Below are 18,062 nucleotides of genomic sequence, written 5' to 3' on the forward strand. Positions count from 1 at the left end.
CGGCAAGACGGTGTGGGCGGAGCTGCCGGTCGGCGACGACGCCCGGCCCACCTTCGACTGCGATCACACCGCGGTGCGCTGACGCTCCTCGTCCTTGGCGGTGCCCGGCCGCCCGTCGTCGTCGGGACGCAGCTCGTACGCGGGGTTCGCGATCGCCAATCGTCCCTGGTACTCGCCCACCCGCCCGGACGCGCGCACCCGCGCCCCGGGCGTGAGGCCCGGGATGGTGCTGCGCCCGAAGAACAGCAGCCGGATGCCACCGGACGCGTCGAAGAGCTCCACCGCGAGCGACGTGCCGGCGGTGCAGTCGATGCCGAGCGCACGCACGCGGCCCTCGATGGTGACCTTCTGCCGGTAGTCGGCGGCGGCGATCGGCGTGGTGCCGTCCGTCGCCACCTCGGGGGCGGCGGGCGCGACGACCGGAACCGGCCCGTCGGCCCGGTCGGCCGAGGCCGCCGCCGTCGTGAGGCGCTGCACCGTCTCGTCCGGGAGGGTGGTGTCGAAGGGCACGATCGTGGCGTTCACGTGCGGCACCTTCGTCACCGCCGCGGCGATGCGGTCGGCCGTGCGGTCGTGCAACAGCCGTTGTGACAGCAGGCTGAACGACCGACGCGGCAGCAGGATGGTCACCTCACTGCGGTCGCGCACCGCCACGTCGAGCGCGGTGGCCGCCGCGGTGTGGATCAGGCGCCGGTCGGGGCACTCCACGAGCGTCAGCGGCGTGCGTTCGGCGATGCCGCGCTGCACCCACTCGTCCTGCAGGTGCTGCGCCGCCTCGGCGTCGATGGCGATGTGCACCGCGCGGATGTCGGTGGGCCGCAGGCTGCCGGCGTAGCGCAGCGCCCGCAGGACGGCGAGGTCGAGGCGGTCGACGTAGACGAGCACCGTGTGCCGCGCGTAGTGCTGCGGCGCGCCGCCCTGCTCGAACTTGCGGCTGACGAGGTCGAGTGCGGCGGCCTCGGCGCGGTAGCGCGAGTTGAGCCGCAGCAGCAGCCACCACAGCAACGGCCCGAGCACGACGACGAGCCACGCGCCCTCGGTGAACTTGACGACGGCGAAGATCAGCACGACGAGCGTCGAGACGACACCGCCGGTGAGGCACACGACGCCCTGCGAGACCCGTCGCCGCCCGGCGCCCACGAAGTAGTGGTGCGCCATGCCGTAGCCCGCCATCGAGAAGCCGGTGAAGACGCCGATGGCGTAGAAGGGGATGAGCTTGTCGACCTGCGCGCCGACGGTGATCACGAGGGTCAGCGCGAGCGCGGTGAGCACGAGGATGCCGTTGCTGAAGGCCAGCCGGTGGCCGCGCCGGGTCATCTGCCGCGGCAGGAACGAGTCCTCGGCGATGAAGCTGGCCAGGAACGGGAAGCCGGTGAACGGGGTGTTGGCACCGGTGATGAGGATCAGCGCGGTGGCGATCTGGACGGCGCCGTAGGCGAGGTGGCCGTACCAGGCATGCCCGAACGCCGCGTGGGCCACCTGGCTGATGACGGTCGGCGTCCCGCTCTCGTACGGCGTCGCGTGGGTGCGGTAGGCGAGGTACGAGACGCCTAGGACGAGGCTGCCGAGCAGCAGGCTCATCACCGTCAGGGTGCGGCGGGCGTTGGCGCCGGCCGGACTCTTGAAGGCGCTGACGCCGTTCGAGATCGCCTCGAGGCCGGTCAGGGACGCGCCACCGTTCGCGAAGGCCTTCAGCAGCACGAAGATCGAGGCGCCGGCGAGGATCGCGTGCTTGTCGTCGTGCACCGCGATCATGCCGGCGTGGTGCGCGACGTGCGGCAGGTTGCCGGCGATGTCGCGCACGACGCCGACCGCGATGGCCAGGCCGGCCGTGCCGACGAAGAGGTAGGTGGGCAGGGCGAACGCCCGCCCCGCCTCGCGGACACCGCGGAGGTTGCCGTACGCGAGCACGAGGATGATGGCGACGGTGAGTTCGCGGGTGTACGGGCTCAGCGACGGCGCGAGCGAGACGACGGCCGCGACGCCCGCGGCGGTCTGCACGGCGACCGTGACGATGTAGTCGATGAGCAGGGCCACCGCGGCGATCTGGGCGATGCGCGGCCCGAAGTTCTCGCGGGCCACGACGTACGAGCCACCGGCCTGTGTGTAGACCATGACGACCTGCCGGTACATGATCGTCATGATCAGCAGCACGGCGAGCACGACGACGGTCATCGGCATGAGCAGGTGGAAGCCGCTGAGCCCGAAGGCCGGCAGCAGGAAGATCAGCATCTCCTCGCTGCCGTACGCCGAGCTCGAGATGCAGTCGCTCGACAGCACCCCGAGCGCCGCCTTCTTCGACAGCTTCTCGTCGTGCAGGCGGGCGCTCACCAGCGGCGGGCCGAGCACCTTCGACTTGATCCGGTAGCCGAGGCGCTCGGGGAGATCGGTGATCGGCAGGGCCGCCGGCACGGGCTGAGACACAACCCTCGAAGCTACGTCCGGGCAGCGGCTGGACGGGCCCGGCCGGCGTCAGGATCCGGCGCCCGGGCGTCAAGATTTCGCAAAGATTGCGGGCGGTGGTGCCCGTTCGCCCGCCGGGGATCCGTCAGGATGGCGGCATGCCCGCCACCGGTCGTCCCACGACGGGTGGCGCATGACCAGCGTGCTGGTGGTCGACGACGAGCCCGGCCTGCTGCGCGCCCTGCGCATCAACCTCGTCGCGCGTGACTACGTGGTGCACACCGCCACCGACGGACGCGAGGGCCTGCGCGCCGCCGCCCAGCACCGCCCCGACGTCGTCATCGTCGACCTCGGCCTGCCCGACCTCGACGGCGCCGACGTGATCCGGGGCATCCGCGGGTGGTCGGCGGTGCCCATCATCGTGCTGTCGGCGCGCGACCAGGAGGCACAGAAGGTCGTCGCGCTCGACGCCGGCGCCGACGACTACGTGACCAAGCCGTTCGGCATGGAGGAACTGCTGGCGCGGCTGCGCGCGGCGGCGAGGCGGGCGGGGCCCGCGCACGACGAGCCGCAGGTCGACCTCGGTGACGTCGTGGTCGACCTCGCGGCCAAGCAGGTGCGGCGCGACGGCGCCGAGGTGCGGCTGACCCCGACCGAGTGGCAACTGCTCGAGGTGCTCGCCCGCAACCACGGCAAGCTCGTCACCCAACGGCAGCTGCTGCAGGACGTGTGGGGCCCGGGGTACGGCACCGAGACGCACTACCTGCGCGTGTTCATGGCCCAGTTGCGGCGCAAGCTCGAGATCGAACCCTCGCGGCCGAACCACCTCATCACCGAGCCCGGGGCGGGCTACCGCCTCGTCTGACGCCGCCCGTCGTGACGTGCGTCATCGCCGCCGTCAGGAATCCGTGAGGGCGCCGCGATGGCGGCGTGAAGGGTTCGCGGAACACGTCCCCGACGCCCGCGGCCGGGCGTTCACTCGGTTCGCCGCACCCACCGGTGCGGTGTCGGCGGGCGCGCGCCCGGTGCAACTGGAGTGATCGTGAACGACTTCGGGATCGTGCTCATCACGGTGGCGGTCTTCGCGCTGCTCGCCCTCGTGGCCAAGGGGAGCGAGCGGCTGTGAACGCGACCAATGCGGTCGGCCTGGTGCTCTCGGCGCTGGTGCTGGTGTTCCTGATCATCGCCCTGGTCCTCCCGGAGAAGTTCTGATGTCGTCGAACTGGGCCGGGGTGGTCTTCCTGGGCGTGCTGGTGCTGGCGCTGGCCGCCACGTACAAGCCGCTCGGCGACCTGATCTTCCGGGTGCTGACCGGCACGCGCCATCTGGCGGCCGAGCGGGTCGTCTACCGCGTCGGCGGCATCGACGCCGAGGCCGACCAGACCTGGGGGCGCTACCTGCGCTCGGTGCTGTCGTTCGGCGCCGTGAGCGTCGTCCTGCTCTACGTCTTCCTCCGCGTCCAACACCACTTCTGGCCGCCCTACGCGGTGCCGCAGATGACACCCGACCAGTCGTGGAACACGGCGGCGAGCTTCGTCACCAACACCAACTGGCAGTCGTACTCGGGCGAGAGCGCGCTCGGCTACGCGGTGCAGATGGCCGGGCTCGCGGTGCAGAACTTCGTGTCCGCGGCCGTCGGCATCGCCGTCGCGGTCGCGCTCGTGCGGGGGTTCGCGCGCAGCCGCACGAACCGGGTCGGCAACTTCTGGGTCGACCTCACCCGCATCTGCCTGCGCATCCTGCTGCCCCTGTCGCTGCTCGCCGCGATCGTGCTGGTCGCCGGTGGTGCGATCCAGAACCTCCACCACTACGCCACGGTGCACACCATCGCCGGTGGCACGCAGACGATCCCTGGTGGGCCGTTCGCGAGCCAGGAGGCGATCAAGGAACTCGGCACCAACGGCGGCGGCCCGTTCAACGCCAATTCGTCGCACCCGTTCGAGAACCCGACGACGTGGACGAACTTCCTCGAGATCTTCCTGCTGCTCTGCATCGGCTTCTCGCTGCCGCGCACGTTCGGACGCATGGTGGGCGACAAGCGGCAGGGGCTGGCGATCGTCGCGGTCATGACCACCATCGCGCTCGCCAGCGTCACCCTGATGCTCGTCTTCCAGGGCATGCACCACGGCACGGTGCCCACCGCGGTGGGGTCGGCCCGTGAAGGCACCGAGACCCGCTTCGGCGTGCCCGATTCGGGCATCTTCGCCACGGCGACGACGCTCACCTCGACCGGCGCGGTCAACAGCTTCCACGACTCGTACACGAGCCTCGGCGGGGCGATGACCCTGCTCAACATGATGTTGGGCGAGATCGCGCCCGGCGGCACCGGTTCGGGCCTCTACGGCATGCTCGTGCTCGCCGTCATCACCGTGTTCGTCGCCGGGCTGATGGTCGGCCGCACGCCCGAGTACCTCGGCAAGAAGCTCGGCGCCCGCGAGATGAAATTCGCGTCGCTCTACCTGCTGACGACACCGGCGCTGGTGCTGGTCGGCACGGCGGTCGCGATGGCCCTGCCCGGTGAACGGGCGGCGATGCTGAACACCGGCGCGCACGGCTTCTCGGAGGTGCTGTACGCGTTCACGTCCGCGGCGAACAACAACGGCAGCGCGTTCGCCGGCATCGGCGTCAACACGGCCTGGTACAACGTCGCGCTCGGCATCACCATGCTGCTCGGCCGGTACCTGCCGATCATCTTCGTCCTCGCCCTGGCGGGTTCGCTCGCGCAGCAGAAGCCGACCCCGGCGTCCGAGGGCACGCTGCCCACCCATCGGCTGCTGTTCGTCGGCATGCTCACCGGCGTGACGGTCATCGTCGTCGCGCTGACCTACTTCCCGGCCCTCGCGCTGGGGCCGCTCGCGGAGGGTCTGCACTCATGAACGCCACCACCACCGAACGGCCACCGGCCGGTCACGAACCGGCCGCGCCGACCCGCGTCGCCGGCGGCCTGCTCGACCCGGCCACGCTCTGGCGCTCGCTGCCCGACGCGCTGCGCAAGCTCGACCCGCGCACCCTGTGGCGCAACCCGGTCATGCTCATCGTCGAGCTCGGCGCGGTCTACACGACCGTGCTGGCGCTGACGTCGCCGTCGGCCTTCGCCTGGCTGATCGTCGTCTGGCTCTGGCTCACGGTCGTGTTCGCCAATCTCGCCGAGGCGGTGGCCGAGGGCCGCGGCAAGGCACAGGCCGACGCGCTGCGCCGGGCGAAGACCGACACCGTCGCGCGACGGCTCACCGCCGACGGCCGTGAGGAGCCGGTGCCCGCGCCGGAGCTGCAGCGCGGCGACCGCGTGGTCTGCGAGGCGGGCGACATCATCCCCGGTGACGGCGACGTCATCGAGGGCATCGCCAGCGTCGACGAGTCGGCGATCACCGGCGAGAGCGCGCCGGTTATCCGCGAGAGCGGTGGTGACCGCAACTCGGTCACCGGGGGCACGAAGGTGCTGAGCGACCGCATCGTCGTCGAGATCACCCAGCAGCCCGGGCAGAGCTTCATCGACCGCATGATCGCGCTCGTCGAGGGCGCGAGCCGGCAGAAGACGCCCAACGAGATCGCGCTCAACATCCTGCTGGCGTCGCTGACGATCATCTTCCTGCTCGCCACCGTGACCCTGCAGCCGATGGCGATCTTCGCCAAGGTCGGGCAGCCGGGCATCCCGAACTCGTCGGCGCTGGACAACCACGGCATCACCGGCATCGTGCTGGTGTCGCTGCTGGTCTGCCTCATCCCGACGACGATCGGCGCGCTGCTCTCGGCCATCGGCATCGCCGGCATGGACCGGCTGGTGCAGCGCAACGTGCTCGCCATGAGCGGTCGCGCGGTCGAGGCCGCCGGTGACGTGAACACGCTGCTGCTCGACAAGACCGGCACCATCCCGCTGGGCAACCGGCAGGCGAGCGAACTCGTCCCGGTCGACGGCGTCACCGGTGACGCGCTGGCCGATGCGGCGCAACTGTCGTCCCTGGCCGACGAGACACCCGAGGGCCGCTCGGTGGTCGTGCTCGCGAAGACCGGGTTCGGCCTGCGCGAGCGGGCGCCGGGCGAGCTCACCCACGCGCAGTTCGTCGAGTTCACTGCGCAGACCCGCATGAGCGGTGTCGACCTGTCCGCCTACGACGGCGAGCCGGCGCGGCAGATCCGCAAGGGTGCGGCCGCGGCGGTGTTCGGCTGGGTGCGCGAGGGCGGCGGTGACGTGCCGGGGGCGATCGGCACCGTCGTCGACGGCATCAGTGCCTCGGGCGGCACGCCGCTGGTCGTGGCCGACCGCGTCGAGGGGCGGCCCGCCCGGGTGCTCGGCGTGATCCACCTCAAGGACATCGTCAAGGCGGGCATGCGCCAGCGCTTCGACGAGATGCGCCGCATGGGCATCCGCACGGTCATGATCACCGGTGACAACCCGCTCACCGCCAAGGCGATCGCGGACGAAGCCGGCGTCGACGACTTCCTGGCCGAGGCCAGACCGGAGGACAAGCTGGCGCTGATCAAGCGCGAGCAGGAGGGCGGCAAGCTCGTCGCGATGACCGGCGACGGCACCAACGACGCCCCGGCGCTCGCGCAGGCCGACGTCGGCGTCGCGATGAACACCGGCACGTCGGCCGCGAAGGAGGCCGGCAACATGGTCGACCTCGACAGCGACCCGACGAAGCTGATCGAGATCGTCGAGATCGGCAAGCAGCTGCTCATCACGCGCGGCGCGCTCACCACGTTCTCGATCGCGAACGACGTCGCGAAGTACTTCGCGATCATCCCGGCGATGTTCGCGGCCGTGTACCCCGGCCTGGACAAGCTCAACATCATGCGGCTGCACTCGCCGCAGTCGGCGATCCTCTCGGCCGTCATCTTCAACGCGCTCATCATCGTCGCGCTCATCCCGCTGGCGCTGCGCGGCGTGCGGTACACGCCGTCGAGCGCCGGCGCGATGCTGCGCCGCAACCTCGCGATCTACGGCGTCGGTGGCATCGTCCTGCCGTTCCTCGGCATCAAGGTCATCGACCTGCTGATCCAGTTCCTGCCCGGAGTCCGCTGACATGAACGTCGTCATCACCTGGCTGCGCACGACCTTCGCGTCGCTGCGACTGCTGCTCGTGCTCACCGTCGTGCTCGGCATCGCCTACCCGCTCGTCGTCACTGCGGTCGCGCAGGTGCCCGGCCTGCAGCACAAGGCCGACGGTTCGCTCGTGCGCCGCGACGGCAGGGTCGTGGGCTCGTCCCTGCTCGGCCAGTCGTTCACCGACGCCAAGGGCGACCCGCTGCCGCAGTACTTCCAGCCCCGCCCGTCCGCGGCCGGGGCCGGGTACGACCCCACCGCGTCCGGTGCGAGCAACCTCGGTCCCGAGTCGATCGTCGACACGCTGCCCGACCCGTCGGTCAAGGACGACACCGGCAAGCAGTCGCTGCTCACCCAGGTCTGCTCGCGCAGCCTCGCGATCGGGCGGTTCGACGGCGTCGACGGACGCCGCCCCTACTGCACGTCGACCGGTGTCGGCGCCGTGCTCGCGGTGTTCTGGTCGGGGCCGGGCTATCAGGGGCACGTCGTGCGTGCGGTGAGCGTGAACCAGGCCTGCCCGGCGACGCCGTTCCTCGCGACGTACCGCGGCGTGCGGGTCGAGTGCGCGCGGTTCGGCGCCGACTACTCGCGCGGCCAGATCGTGCCGGTGCGCGGTTCGGCGCCGGGCGCCCCGGCCGTGCCCGCGGACGCTGTCACGGCGTCCGCCTCGGGGCTCGATCCGGACATCAGCCCTGCGTACGCTCGCATCCAGGAGGCCCGGGTGGCGAAGGCGCGCGGCGTGACGGTGGCGCAGGTCGCGGCGCTCGTGTCGCGGTACACCGACGGTCGCGGCCTGGGCTTCATGGGCGAGTCGACCGTGGCGGTGCTGCCGCTGAACGTGGCGCTCGACCGGTCGTTCCCGGTGCCGAGCAGGTAGGAGTGCGATGACCGAGCGCGGTCAGCTGCGCGTCTACCTCGGCGCCGCGCCGGGCGTAGGCAAGACGTACGCGATGCTCGACGAGGGCCATCGCCGTGCCGCCCGCGGCACGGATGTCGTGGTGGCCTTCGTCGAGACGCACGGGCGCCTGCACACCGGCGAGCGGCTCGAGGGGCTCGAGGTGGTGCCGCGCCGCACGGTCGCGTACCGCGGCGCCGAGCTGACCGAGCTCGACCTACCGGCCGTGCTCGCGCGGCGGCCCGAGGTCGCGCTCGTCGACGAGCTCGCGCACACCAACGTGCCGGGCCTCGAGCACGAGAAGCGCTGGCAGGACATCGAGGCCCTGCTCGAGGCGGGCATCGACGTCATCAGCACCGTCAACGTGCAGCACCTCGAGTCGCTGAACGACGTCGTCGAGGCGATCACCGGGGCACGGCAGCGCGAGACCGTGCCCGACTCGGTCGTGCGCGCCGCCGAGCAGGTCGAGCTCGTCGACATGACGCCCGAGGCGCTGCGGCGGCGCATGGCCCACGGCAACATCTACCAGCCCGACAAGATCGACGCCGCGCTGTCGAACTACTTCCGGCCCGGCAACCTCACCGCGCTGCGCGAGCTGGCCCTGCTGTGGCTGGCCGACCAGGTCGAGGAGGGGCTGCGGCGCTACCGCGAGCAGCACGGCATCGCCGCGACGTGGGAGACGCGCGAACGGGTCGTCGTCGCGCTCACCGGCGGCCCCGAGGGCGACACGCTCATCCGCCGCGCCGCCCGCATCGCCGCGCGCACCGCGGCCGGTGACCTGCTGGCGGTGCACGTCACGCGCAGCGACGGGCTCGCCGGGTCGAGCGCGGCCGCGCTCGAGCAGCAGCGCCGGCTCGTCGAGTCGCTCGGCGGCAGCTACCACCTCGTCGTCGGCGACGACATCTCGACCGCCATCCTCGACTTCGCCCGTGCCAACCACGCGACCCAGGTGGTGATCGGCGCGAGCCGCCGCAGCGCGCTGCTGGCCGCGCTGCCGGGCACGGGCACCGGACTCGCGATCACCCGCGCGTCCGGCTCGATCGACGTGCACGTCGTCAGCCACGACTACGTCGGCCGCGGACGCAGCCTGCCCCGCCTGACGGGTGGGTTGAGCACCCGGCGACGGCTGCTCGGGGTGCTCGTCGCCGTCGTGCTCTTCGCCGTGCTGACGCCGGTGACCACGACGGTGCGCGAGCGGCTCAGCCTCGGCAGTGACCTGCTGCTGTACCTGCTGGCGGTCGTGATCGTGAGCCTCGTCGGCGGCTTCTACCCCGCAGTGGCGGCGGCGCTCGCGGCCAGCCTGCTGATCAACTGGTACCTCGTGCCGCCGATCCACCGCATCACGATCAGCGCGCCCGAGAACGCACTGGCGCTGTTCGTCTTCGTGCTCGTCGCCGCGATGGTGTCGCGCGTCGTCGACGCCGCCGCCCGCCGCGCGGCGCAGGCCGCGCGCACGAACGCCGAGGCCGAGTCGCTGTCGACCCTCGCGGGCGACCTGCTGCGCGGCGAGCAGGCGATGCCGCTGCTGCTGTCGCGGGTGCTCGAGACCTTCGGCCTCACGGCGGTGACGCTGCTGCGCCGCGACAGCGAGGCGCCGGCGAGCACGGCGCAGGACGGCACGGACGCCGGTCTGCGCGGCACCTGGACGGTGCTGGCGTGTGCGGGGGAGCAGCCGGTGGCGCGTCCGGAGGATGCGGACGCGGAGGTGCCGGTGGGCGACGACCTGGTGCTGGCGCTGCGTGGGCGGGCGCTCGCGGCCGCCGACCAGCGACTGCTCGCGGCCTTCGCCACGCAGATCGCCGTCGCCCACACCCAGCAGCAGCTGGCGGAGGCGGCGGCGGCCGCGGCCCCGCTGGCCGAGGCCGACCGCATCCGCTCGGCGCTGCTCAACGCGGTGAGCCACGACCTGCGCACCCCGATCGCGTCGGCGAAGGCCGCGGTCACGAGCCTGCGCGGGCGCGACGTGACCTGGAGCGACGACGACCGGCAGGTGCTGCTCGAGGCCGCCGACACCGCGCTCGACCAGCTCACCACCCTGGTCACCGACCTGCTCGACCTCTCACGCGTGCAGGCGGGGGTGCTGACGATGGCGGCGGTGCCGGTCGCCCTCGAGGACGTCGTGAGCCAGGCGCTCGGCTATGTCGCGGCCGACGCGGCCGGCGGCAGCGAGCGGCGGTTCGAGATCGACATCCCCGACGACGTGCCCGAGGTGATCGCCGACGCCGCGCTGCTCGAACGGGTCGTGGCGAACCTGCTCGACAACGCCGACCGGTACGCACCACCGGGCACCCGGGTGCGGGTCGTCGCGGAGGAATTCGGCGACGTCGTCGAGCTGCGCGTCGTCGACCGCGGCCCGGGCATCCCCGACAGCGAGCGCGATGCGGTGTTCCGTCCGTTCCAGCGGCTCGTCGACCACACCGTCACGCGCGGCGCCGGCGTCGGGCTCGGGCTGGCGATCGCGCGCGAGTTCGTCCAGGCGATGCACGGACGCATCACGCTCGAGGACACGCCCGGCGGTGGCCTCACCGTCGTGGTGGCCCTGCCGCGCAGCACGGCCGTGCCGAGCGACGACCGGCGCGGCGAACCGCTCGACGCTGGAACGATGCGTCCGTGAGCACGCCGCACCAGCCGACACCGGGGCACGTGCTCGTCGTCGACGACGAGCCCAGCCTGCTGCGCTCGCTGACGATGAACCTCGCCGGACGCGGCTATCGGGTGACGACGGCGACGACCGGCGCCGCGGCGGTCGAGCTCGCCGCCGCCGCCCAACCCGACGCGGTGATCCTCGACCTCGGCCTGCCCGACCTCGACGGCGCCGAGGTGATCCGCCGCATCCGTGCGCGTACGGCGCACCTGCCGATCCTGGTGCTGTCGGCGCGGTCCGAGAGCCGCGAGAAGGTGACCGCGCTCGACCTCGGCGCCGACGACTACGTGACCAAGCCCTTCGACATGAACGAGCTGTTCGCGCGGCTGCGCGCGGCGACCCGGAAGGTCGTCGACGTCGAGACCCCGCTCGTGGCCCATCTCGGGCCGGTCACCGTCGACGTCGAGAACCGCATCGTGCACCGCGATGACGGCGACGGGCCGACCGTGGTGCGGCTGACCCCGACCGAGTGGCGCATGCTCGAGGCGCTGTTGCGCCGCCCGGGCCGGCTGATCACGCCGACCGACCTGCTCACCGCGGTGCGCGGCGCCCCCGACCACACCGAGAGCAGCTACCTGCGCATCTACATGCAGCAGCTGCGCCGCAAGCTCGAGGTCGACCCCTCACGTCCGCGCCATCTCATCACCGAACCGGGCCTCGGCTACCGCTACCAGCCGTGAGGACGACCGGTGAGCCGGCCAGGATGCGATCACGCCCACCCACCGCTACCGTCCGCCCATGCCGGATGCCGATGCGGCGGATGCCCACGCGGCGGGTGACACCGCGGCTGGACGACCCCTTCGAGCGGCCGTCCGGCGGGCGGTGCCCCCGGTCGTCCGCTACCGGGTGCGCGGGTGGCTGCTCGACACCCCCGGGGTGTCCGAGGTCTTCTGCGCCGCCGACCCCTTCATCCGCACGTGGTCGCGCATCACGGCGCGCACGCAGATCGTCATCGACGGCTTCCCCCGTTCGGCGAACTCCTACGCCCGCGCGGCCTTCCTCGCGGCCAACCCCGGGGTGCTCGCCTCGACCCACCTGCACACGCACCGAGCCATCGAGCGCGCCGTCACGTTGGGTGTCCCGGCCCTCGTGCTGGTGCGCGACCCGCGGCCGGTGATCGCCTCGGCGATGCAATACACCCCCGAGGTGCCTGCGCTGGCCGGCCTCCGGGCGTGGCTGCGCTACTACGGGCCGATCACCGAACTGCTGGACACAGTGGTGATCGCGGACTTCGCCGAGGTCACCACGGACATCGGTGCCGTCATCTGCCGCCTCAACGAACGGCACGGCACCTCGTTCGACCGCTACGAGCGCAGCGACGAGGCCGATCGCGCGCTCAACGACGAGATCGACACCTGGACGGCCGCCCAGGTCGGCCCCGACCGGCTGGCCGGCAGCATCGCCCACCCGAGCCCGCTGCGACGGTCGACGGGCGACGTCCTCGCCGGTCTCGACCGCCGCAGTGCAGCCGCGCTCGACCGCGCCGTCGAGCTCTACCGATCGCTCCCGCTGCACTGACGTCAGCACGCCTCGGGCACGATGGAGCGGACCATGACGACCAGCCCGCTCCTGCTCACCGACGCGCTCACCGGACCGCTGGAGCCGGACGCCGCGTACGCCGCCTTCCTCGACTGGACGACCGCGCAGGGCCTCGAGCTGTACCCGGCGCAGGACGAGGCGCTGCTCGAGCTGGCGACCGGCGCCAACGTGGTGCTGGCGACGCCCACCGGCTCGGGCAAGTCGCTGGTCGCCGTCGGTGCACACTTCTTCGCCCTCGCCGCGGGGTTGCGCACCGTCTACACCGCACCGATCAAGGCGCTGGTGAGCGAGAAGTTCTTCGCCCTCTGTGCGACGTTCGGGTCGGCCAATGTCGGCATGATGACCGGTGACGCGGCCGTCAACGCCGAGGCGCCGATCCTGTGCTGCACGGCCGAGGTGCTCGCCAACCTGGCGCTGCGCACCGGCGCCGACAGCGACCTGCGGGTCGTCGTCATGGACGAGTTCCACTACTACGCCGACCCCGACCGCGGGTGGGCATGGCAGCTACCGCTGCTCGAGCTGCCGAACGCGCAGTTCCTGCTCATGTCGGCCACGCTCGGCGACGTCAGCCGCATCGCCGACGACCTCACCGACCGCACCGGACGCGAGACCCGGGTCGTCGGCGCCGGCGCACCGCGACCCGTGCCGCTGCACCACTGGTACGCCGTCACCCCGCTGCACGAGACGATCACCGACCTGCTCGCCGGTGGCAACGCACCGATCTACGTCGTGCACTTCACCCAGGCCGCGGCGCTCGAGCACGCGCAGTCGCTCACCAGCATCAACGTGGCGTCGCGCGCCGAGCGCGACATGATCGCCGAGTTCATCGGCGGGTTCCGGTTCACCGCCGGCTTCGGGAAGGTGCTGTCGCGGCTCGTGCGGGCAGGCATCGGTGTGCACCACGCCGGCATGCTGCCGAAGTACCGGCGGCTGGTCGAGCAGCTGGCACAGGCCGGGCTGCTCAAGGTCATCTGTGGCACCGACACGCTCGGCGTCGGCATCAACGTGCCGATCCGCACCGTGGTGTTCGCGGCGCTCGCGAAGTACGACGGCACCCGCCAGCGGCAGCTGCAGGTGCGCGAGTTCCTGCAGATCGCCGGCCGGGCCGGGCGCGCGGGCTTCGACACGGCCGGCACCGTCGTGGTGCAGGCGCCCGAGCACGAGACCGAGAACGCCCGGCTGCTCGCCCGCGCCGGTGACGACGAGAAGAAGCGCAAGCGCATCGTGCGCAAGAAGCCGCCCGAGGGCTTCGTGAACTGGAGCAGCAAGACCCACGAGCGGTTGCGCACCGCCGACCCCGAGCCGCTCGCGGCGCACTTCACCATCACGCCGGCGATGCTGCTGAACCTCATCGCGCGCCCCGGCGACGCGTTCGCCCACGCCCGCGCGCTGATCGAGGCGACGCACACGACATTGCCGCAGCGGCGGCGGCTCGTGCGCGACGCCATCCGCGGCTACCGCGCCCTGCTCGCCGCGGGCGTGATCGAGCGCCTGGACACCCCCGACGCCGAGGGACGCACGGTGCGCCTGGTCGCCGACCTGCCGGTCAACTTCGCGCTGAACCAGCCGCTGTCGACCTTCGCGCTCGCCGCCCTCGACCTGCTCGACCCCGAGGCCGAGACCCACGCCCTCGACGTCGTCTCGGTGTTCGAGGCGACGCTCGACGACCCGCGGCAGGTGCTGTCGGCGCAGCAGTTCAAGGCCCGCGGCGAGGCGGTGGCCGCGATGAAGGCCGAGGGGCTCGAGTACGAGGAACGGATGGAGCAGCTCGCCGAGGTCACCCACCCGAAGCCGCTCGACGAGCTGCTGACCGCCGCCTTCGCGATCTACCGGCAGAGCCACCCCTGGCTGGACGCCGACCAGTTGCGTCCGAAGACCGTCGTGCGCGACATGTGGGAGCGTGCGATGACCTTCACCGAGTACGTCTCCTTCTACGGCCTCACGCGCAGCGAGGGCGCGGTGCTGCGCTACCTCACCGACGCCTACCGCGCCCTGCGCTCGGGCGTGCCCGACGCGGCGCGCACCGAGGCCGTCACCGACATCGTCGAGTGGCTCGGCGCGGTCGTGCGGCAGACCGACTCGAGCCTGCTCGACGAGTGGGAGCAGCTGACCAGCGGCGACGTCTCCACACCTGTCGAGGACGTGCGGGCACCGGCACCGAGCCGGCTCACCGCGAACACCCGCGCCTTCACCGTGCTCGTGCGCAACGCGCTGTTCCGGCGGGTCGAGCTCGCCGCGCTGCGACGCACCGACGAACTCGGCACCCTCGACGCCGCCGCCGGCTGGGACGCCGACCGCTGGGCCGACGCACTGGACGGCTACTTCGCCGAGTACGACCGCATCGGCACCGGGCCGGACGCCCGGAACGCGGCGCTGCTGCACGTCGACCCGTCCGAGGCGGGCGTGTGGCACGTCCGGCAGGTCTTCGACGATCCCGAGGGCGACCGCGACTGGGGCATCAGCGCCGACGTCGACCTCGCGGCCAGCGACGAGGCCGGCGAGCCGGTGCTCACCGTGACCGCGGTCGGTCCGTTCGCCGGCTGAGCGGGACCTACTGCTTGCGGCCGAGCACGTAGAGCCGCTCGGTCGTCTCGCCGCGCGCGGCGTAGGGGCCGCGGTGGTACCACTCGAGGTCGACCAGACCCGCGCCCTCGACGGCCGCGCGCACGGCGGCCGGGTCGTGCAGCACGACGTCGACGTCGACGGATCGCTCGAACCAGGCGTCCAGATGCCTGATGCCGGCGCCGGCGTGCAGCGCGGCGAGCACCCAGCCGTCCGAGCGGGTCGGCCGTGCGAGCGACGTGACCGCCCCCGGCAGCTCGGAGGCCGCGAGGTGGATGAGCGAGTACCACGCGAGCACCGCGCCCCAGCCGTCGTCGTTGCGCGGCCGCATGAGCGAGCGCAGGTCGCCGACCTGGTAGTCCCCGTCGGGGAAGCGGCGCCGCGCCTCGTCGACCATCGCCGGCGTGAGGTCGATGCCGACGGCGTCGTTGCCGGCGTCGGCGAGGAACGCGGTGACGTGTCCCGGGCCGCAGCCGACCTCGACGATGGGATGGTCGCCGGCGAGCCGGGCGACGTGGTGCAGCAGCCAGCGCTCGAACGGCAGCTCGGCCAGCTCGTCGACGAGCCTGTCGGCGTAGGCGTCGGCGACGGACGCATAGGTCGCGCGCACGCGCTCGTCGCGTACCTCGCCGCCGGACGCGAGCACCGACTCGCGGTCGACCGGGTCGTCGTCGATCGCGGGCGCGGACTCGGCGATCGGCCCCAACAGGTGGATCCAGCGGTTGTCGTGATGCCCGGGGCGGCGAGGGAGTTCGCGCACGAGCCCGCGGTCGGCGAGGGCGAGCAGCGTCTGCTCGGCGGCGGCCTTGTCGGCGAACGGGTGCAGCCGCTCGGTGCGGGTCTTGAGCTCGCCGGCCGTCTGCGGCCCGCGCAGCAGCAGCACGGTGAGCAGCGCCCGTTCGTCCGCACCGAGCTCGAGCACCTCGGTGAGCGTCTGGTGGTACTTCAGCGTGCGGCTGCCCGCGCCGGCCCAGACGATCCGCGCGAGGCCGCGGTCCTTGAGCGCGCGCGCCGTCTGCTCGACGGTGCGGTCGTCGAGGTCGGTCACGGGGTCGCGGCTCGTGGCCTGGTTGCACGCCGTCCGCAGCGCGTTCAGCGTCATCGGGTACCCGGCCGGCACGGTCACCTGCTTCTCGAGCAGGCTCCCGACGATGCGTTGCTCGGTGGCGTCGAGGACGGGCAGTTCCACCCGCCCGACCCTAGCGGGGCGACGGCGCGTCAGGCGCCCGCGGCGAGCTGCTCGTCGTCGCCGCGGTCGGCGCCGCTGCGGTGCCGGCCGGACGGCAGCACGTCGTGCACGATCGTGAACCAGCCGGGGCAGCCGCACAGGCAGCCCTCGACCTCGCCGCGGCGGATCAGCCGGCGGGCCACGGCGAGCACCGCCTTGGGGTCGACCCCGTCGATCTCGCGGCTGTAGGGGGCGAGCGGGTCGGCGGCGTGGGCGACGACCTGGTCCTCACGGCCGCCGAGGATGCTCGCGATGTCCCACCGGCTCGCGCCGGTGTCCTCCGGCCGGATCTCCCGGGCACGGGCGACCGCGTGCAGGAAGTCGGCGTCGCCGATCTTGTTCCTGCGCAGCGCGAAGCTGGTCCGAATCCCCATGCGGTTCATCCTCGCGCAACCCGGCCCAACCCGCGACGTGAGAACGCGCCGTGCGCGGATTGTGCGTGCGCGTCAGTCCGCGGGCGGCGTGTCACCCTCGGTCGGCCGCTGCGCCTCGCGGGCCCGGCGGCGCTGCTCCTCGGCGCGGGTGCGCAGCAGGGCGAGGAACTCCTCGTCGTCGTCGGGGTTGCTCGGCACGGTGCGACCCGGCCGGTCGTGGCGCGCGGACACCGCGCCGCCGCCGCGCGCAAAGCGCTGGGCGGAGGCGCCGCGACCGTTCCAGTTGCGTCCGGCGATCAGCCAGGCCAGCGAGCCGAGGTCGACGAGCAGGATGACGAGGATCAGCCAGACCAGCTTCGGCAGGTTGCGGCACTCGCCCTCAGGCGTCGTGATCACGTCGATGATGCAGAACAGCCAGACGCCCAGTGCCAGCACGGCGAGCCCGCCGTCGAACAGGATCATCCCGCCCTCCACCTGTCGTGTGCGGCCCAGCGTAGCCCGATAGGTTGCTGCGCATGGTCGGACTGCGCGAGATCGTCGCGACGCTCGACGCCTGGTTCGATCCGCGCACGGCCGAGTCGTGGGACGCCGTGGGGCTGGTCTGCGGCGACCCGGCCGACACGGTCGAGCGGGTGGTGCTCGCCGTCGACGCCGTGCCGGCGACGGTCGACGAGACGCTGTCGGCCGGCGCGCAGCTGCTGATCACCCACCACCCGCTGCTGCTGACCGGCGTCCACGGGGTGCCCGCGGACGACCCGAAGGGCGCGCTGGTGCACCGGCTCATCCGCGGCGGTGCCGCCCTGTTCGTGGCCCACACGAACGCCGACGTCGCGCGTCCCGGGGTGAACGACGCGCTCGCGGCCCGCTTCGGGCTGCTGGACACCCGGCCGCTCGACCCGGCGGACGAGCCCGCGCTGCACAAGCTCGTGGTCTTCGTCCCGGACGCGGACACCGAGCGGCTGGTCGACGCCCTCGCCGCGGCGGGAGCGGGTGCCCTCGGCGACTACGACCGGTGTGCCTGGACGACGACGGGCGTGGGCACGTTCCGTCCGCTCGACGGGGCGCGGCCGGCCATCGGCGCGGTCGGTGCGATCGAGCGGGTCCGCGAGACGCGGGTCGAGATGGTCGTGCCGGCCGGGCGGCGGCACGACGTCATCGGCGCGCTGCGGGCGACGCACCCGTACGAGGAGCCCGCCTTCGACCTGCTGGCGCAGGTGCCCTCGCCGGGCCGCACCGGGCTCGGGCGCGTCGGGCGGCTGCCGGCGGCGACGACCCTGCGGGAGTTCACCGCGCTCGCCGCCCGGGTGCTGCCGGCGACGACGTGGGGCGTGCGTGCGGCCGGCGACCCCGACCGCCGGGTCGAGACCGTCGCC

Annotated in this window: 14 protein-coding genes; 10 read left to right on the forward strand and 4 right to left on the reverse strand. The window is 72.6% G+C overall.

What is annotated here, in order from left to right; genetic code table 11:
* Nucleotides 1-63: 63 nt before the first annotated feature.
* Entirely contained in the window at nucleotides 64-2,424 is a 2,361-nt protein-coding gene (locus ACTHMS_RS10710) for an amino acid permease (protein ID WP_440306649.1), read from the reverse strand.
* A gap of 172 nt (nucleotides 2,425-2,596) precedes the next feature.
* Between ACTHMS_RS10710 and ACTHMS_RS10715 the strand changes: the two genes are divergently transcribed.
* From ACTHMS_RS10715 to ACTHMS_RS10755, 9 genes are all read left to right on the forward strand, one after another.
* Entirely contained in the window at nucleotides 2,597-3,268 is a 672-nt protein-coding gene (locus ACTHMS_RS10715) for a response regulator (RefSeq protein ID WP_440306650.1), read from the forward strand.
* Between the two features lie 257 nt (nucleotides 3,269-3,525).
* Nucleotides 3,526-3,615: a K(+)-transporting ATPase subunit F gene (locus ACTHMS_RS10720; protein ID WP_440306651.1), complete on the forward strand. Its 90-nt coding sequence runs from the start codon at nucleotides 3,526-3,528 to the stop codon at nucleotides 3,613-3,615.
* The gene (gene kdpA / locus ACTHMS_RS10725; RefSeq protein ID WP_440306652.1) at nucleotides 3,615-5,279 is read left to right on the forward strand and encodes a potassium-transporting ATPase subunit KdpA; all 1,665 of its coding nucleotides are present in this window, start codon (nucleotides 3,615-3,617) and stop codon (nucleotides 5,277-5,279) included. The genes ACTHMS_RS10720 and kdpA overlap by 1 nt, the downstream gene beginning before the upstream one ends.
* Nucleotides 5,276-7,426 (forward strand): potassium-transporting ATPase subunit KdpB, encoded by a 2,151-nt coding sequence (kdpB, locus tag ACTHMS_RS10730; protein ID WP_440306653.1) that lies wholly within the window; start codon nucleotides 5,276-5,278, stop codon nucleotides 7,424-7,426. The genes kdpA and kdpB overlap by 4 nt, the downstream gene beginning before the upstream one ends.
* Nucleotide 7,427: 1 nt before the next feature.
* On the forward strand, nucleotides 7,428-8,324 hold the full coding sequence (locus ACTHMS_RS10735; RefSeq protein WP_440306654.1) for a potassium-transporting ATPase subunit C: 897 nt from the start codon (nucleotides 7,428-7,430) through the stop codon (nucleotides 8,322-8,324).
* 7 nt (nucleotides 8,325-8,331) lie between these two features.
* Complete coding sequence (locus tag ACTHMS_RS10740) at nucleotides 8,332-10,956, forward strand: ATP-binding protein (RefSeq protein WP_440306655.1); 2,625 nt, start codon at nucleotides 8,332-8,334, stop codon at nucleotides 10,954-10,956.
* Nucleotides 10,953-11,666, forward strand: a complete 714-nt coding sequence (locus tag ACTHMS_RS10745) for a response regulator (RefSeq protein WP_440306656.1) — start codon at nucleotides 10,953-10,955, stop codon at nucleotides 11,664-11,666. Before ACTHMS_RS10740 ends, ACTHMS_RS10745 begins: the two co-directional genes overlap by 4 nt.
* Before the next feature lie 58 nt (nucleotides 11,667-11,724).
* Nucleotides 11,725-12,504 (forward strand): hypothetical protein, encoded by a 780-nt coding sequence (locus ACTHMS_RS10750; RefSeq protein WP_440306657.1) that lies wholly within the window; start codon nucleotides 11,725-11,727, stop codon nucleotides 12,502-12,504.
* A gap of 33 nt (nucleotides 12,505-12,537) precedes the next feature.
* Nucleotides 12,538-15,069 carry a DEAD/DEAH box helicase gene (locus tag ACTHMS_RS10755; RefSeq protein ID WP_440306658.1) on the forward strand — a complete coding sequence of 844 codons (2,532 nt, stop codon included), beginning with the start codon at nucleotides 12,538-12,540 and terminating at the stop codon, nucleotides 15,067-15,069.
* Between the two features lie 7 nt (nucleotides 15,070-15,076).
* On the opposite strand, the gene ACTHMS_RS10760 is transcribed toward ACTHMS_RS10755, so the two are convergent.
* The 3 genes from ACTHMS_RS10760 to ACTHMS_RS10770 all read right to left on the reverse strand — a co-directional run bounded on the left by ACTHMS_RS10760 (nucleotide 15,077) and on the right by ACTHMS_RS10770 (nucleotide 17,151).
* Nucleotides 15,077-16,276 (reverse strand): DUF480 domain-containing protein, encoded by a 1,200-nt coding sequence (locus ACTHMS_RS10760; RefSeq protein WP_440306659.1) that lies wholly within the window; start codon nucleotides 16,274-16,276, stop codon nucleotides 15,077-15,079.
* Nucleotides 16,277-16,305: 29 nt separating this feature from the next.
* Nucleotides 16,306-16,689, reverse strand: coding sequence for a hypothetical protein (locus tag ACTHMS_RS10765; protein ID WP_440306660.1), 384 nt, complete (start codon nucleotides 16,687-16,689; stop codon nucleotides 16,306-16,308).
* Nucleotides 16,690-16,761: 72 nt separating this feature from the next.
* Complete coding sequence (locus tag ACTHMS_RS10770) at nucleotides 16,762-17,151, reverse strand: PLDc N-terminal domain-containing protein (RefSeq protein ID WP_440306661.1); 390 nt, start codon at nucleotides 17,149-17,151, stop codon at nucleotides 16,762-16,764.
* A 53-nt stretch (nucleotides 17,152-17,204) separates the two neighbouring features.
* On the opposite strand from ACTHMS_RS10770, the gene ACTHMS_RS10775 reads away from it, so the two are divergent.
* Nucleotides 17,205-18,062: Nif3-like dinuclear metal center hexameric protein (locus ACTHMS_RS10775; protein WP_440306662.1), on the forward strand; the 858-nt coding region annotated here is incomplete at its 3' end.

It is taken from the genome of Jatrophihabitans sp. (assembly GCF_051960575.1).
Taxonomy (GTDB): Bacteria; Actinomycetota; Actinomycetes; order Mycobacteriales; family Jatrophihabitantaceae; genus JBQCEE01.